The 2,291-nt window shown below is 71.8% G+C and carries 2 protein-coding genes; both read left to right on the top strand.

What is annotated here, in order from left to right:
• Window positions 1-200 precede the first annotated feature (200 nt).
• Window positions 201-2,078: an elongation factor G gene (locus tag ETD86_RS53990; protein WP_138674330.1), complete on the top strand. Its 1,878-nt coding sequence runs from the start codon at window positions 201-203 to the stop codon at window positions 2,076-2,078.
• Between the two features lie 88 nt (window positions 2,079-2,166).
• Window positions 2,167-2,289 (top strand): hypothetical protein, encoded by a 123-nt coding sequence (locus tag ETD86_RS59530; protein WP_281287126.1) that lies wholly within the window; start codon window positions 2,167-2,169, stop codon window positions 2,287-2,289.
• Window positions 2,290-2,291: the final 2 nt, after the last annotated feature.

Genomic DNA, 2,291 nt, shown 5'->3' with positions numbered 1-2,291 from the left:
ATAAGAGACAGCCCCGGAGCAGCTCCGCCTGCTGTGACCCCGCGGCCGCAGACCGCTCTTAAATCGCTCGCGCCCGTCCGCCCGCTGGTGGCACGATGGCCGGGACCTGCAGGCCGACTACCAGGAGCATGCGATGCGAGGCCGCCTCGAAATCTCCCAGCGCCCCATTGGCACGAGAGTTCTCGAGGGCTCCACCACACATGCACATCCTCAACATCGGCATCCTCGCGCATGTGGACGCGGGTAAGACCAGCCTCACTGAGCGGCTGCTGTTCGAGACCGGCGTCATCGCCCGGCTCGGCAGCGTCGACGAGGGCAGCACGCAGACCGACACCGGCGAGATCGAACGCCGCCGCGGCATCACCATCCGCACGGCCGTCGCCTCCTTCACCCTGGGTGACCTGCGGGTCAACCTGGTGGACACGCCGGGCCACGCCGACTTCGTGGCCGAGGTGGAGCGGGCGCTCGGCGTGCTCGACGGCGCCGTGCTGGTGTTGTCGGCCGTCGAGGGTGTCCAGCCGCACACCCGGGTCCTGATGAAGACCCTGCGCAAGTTGCGCCTCCCCACGCTGATCTTCGTGAACAAGATCGACCGGATGGGCGCCAGGGAGCGGGAGGTGCTGGCCGGCATCCGCCGCCGCCTCTCGCCGTACAGCGTCGCGCTGAACACCGTGCACGACATCGGCTGCGCGGCGGCCACCACCCACGACCTTCCCGCCGAAGCGGTGGAGGCGGCGGCGGAGATCCTGGCCGAGCGGGACGACGACCTGCTGGAGTCGCTGGTCGACGGCAAGACCCCCGACGTGGAGCAGGTACGCGCGGCGCTGGCCCGGCAGTGCGCCGGCGGGTCGGCGCACCCGGTCCTGTACGGGTCGGCGATGACCGGCCAGGGCGTCGGCGACCTCCTGGACGCCATCGCCCACCTCCTGCCGTCCGTCCATCGTCCGGACGACGAGGAGGACGAGCGGCCGGCCGCGGCGACCGTGTTCGCGATCGAGCGCGCCCCGTCCGGCGAGAAGGCCGCCTACCTCCGGGTCCGCGCGGGCGTGCTGCGGCCACGCGAGCACCTCACCTTCCACCAGGCCCGGCGGCAGGGCCGGACCTACGACGGCCGCCTGACCACGCTGACCGTCGCCGGCGCGCCGGAGCAACGCCAGGCGATGGCGGGCGACATCGTCAAGGTGTGGGGCGTGCCGGAGGTACGCGTCGGCGACCACGTCGGCGAGCCGCCCCCGGGCGGCCGGTCGCCGCACTTCAGCCCGCCCAGCCTGGAGACGGTCGTGCGCCCGCTCGTGCCGGGTCACGAGCCCCGCCTGCACGCCGCCTTGCTGACCCTCGCCGAGCAGGACCCCCTGATCGGCACTCGGACGCTGGCCGGCGGCGAGACGTCGGTCCTGCTGTACGGGGAGGTGCAGAAGGAGGTCATCGGCGAGACCCTGGCCAGGGAGTTCGGCGTCGAGGCGGTGTTCGAGCCGAGCCGCCCCGTCTACTTCGAGCGCCCGTCCGGCGCCGGCGAGGCCGTCGAGGAGATCCAGCGCCACGGCCCCAACGAGTTCATGGCGACCGTCGGCCTGCGGGTGGAGCCGGCCGCTCCGGGCTCGGGCGTCGGCTACCGGCTGGAGGTCGATCTCGGCTCCCTGCCTCTGGCCTTCCACCGGGCGATCGAGGAGAGCGTACGCCTCACGCTGCGCGCGGGCCCGCACGGCTGGCCGGTCACCGACGTCATGGTCACCCTCACCAGGACCGGATACGACGCGCCGTCCACCGTGGCGGCCGACTTCCGCGGCCGTACCCCGAGCGTGCTCAGACGGGCGCTGCGCCGGGCGGGCACCACCGTGTACCAGCCGTGCCACCGCTTCGAGGTCGAGGTCCCGCTGGAGGCGTTCAGCGCGGTCACGGGCGCGCTGGCGGCGCTCGGCGGCGAGTTCGACGGCACGACGCGGCGCGACGACACCTGGGTGATCACGGGTGAGCTCCCGGCGGCCGTGGTGCACGAGTTCGAGCAGCGGCTGCCGGGCCTGTCGCACGGCGAGGGCGCGTGGTGGTCCGAGCCGGCCGGCGACAGGCCCACCAGATAGGCGGTATGTCGGTTTTCGTCGTGGGATGGGTATTAACGAGCTTGGTGTACCGATTCGGGACACCTCGTCCGCACAGGGGGGAATTCCAATGGCAGACACGAAGAAGAAACCCGCCGCCAAGTCGGGCAAGTCGAAGCGACAGGCCATCAAGACCAGCAGGCAGGCCAAGGAGACGAAGAAGGAGACCAGGAAGCCCTCGGACGAGGGATGACC

The organism is Nonomuraea turkmeniaca (assembly GCF_005889735.1).
Lineage (GTDB): Bacteria > Actinomycetota > Actinomycetes > Streptosporangiales > Streptosporangiaceae > Nonomuraea > Nonomuraea turkmeniaca.
This window is presented reverse-complemented; position numbering and strand designations above follow the sequence as displayed.